Genomic DNA, 240 nt, shown 5'->3' with positions numbered 1-240 from the left:
GGGCAGGCCGAACGGCCCCAGCGGCAGAATGGCGTAGAAGTTGCCGCCGTACGCGAGGGCGTACGTCACCGCCCGGCCGACGGGCAGGGTGGCCATGCGGGCGAGGCCCGCCGAGAAGGACGGCACGTTCTTGAGCGTGACCGCGCGGGCAGCGCCGTCCTCGACCGCGACCTCGGCGACGACGAGGCCCGCCGGGGTGGCGAGCCCGATCGTGGTGACGGGCTCGACGACCTCGACCAT

At 74.2% G+C, this 240-nt stretch carries 1 protein-coding gene; it reads right to left on the bottom strand.

Annotated features, from left to right (window positions below; translation table 11 throughout):
• A partial coding sequence (locus tag KVT44_RS56825) for a proline racemase family protein (RefSeq protein WP_217577147.1) occupies nucleotides 1–240 on the bottom strand: 240 nt, incomplete at both ends.

Source organism: Streptomyces sp. GbtcB7 (assembly GCF_019091445.1).
GTDB classification, from domain to species: domain Bacteria; phylum Actinomycetota; class Actinomycetes; order Streptomycetales; family Streptomycetaceae; genus Streptomyces; species Streptomyces mirabilis.
The sequence above is the reverse complement of the archived record's forward strand: the minus strand, read 5'-3'. Positions and strand labels throughout refer to the sequence as shown.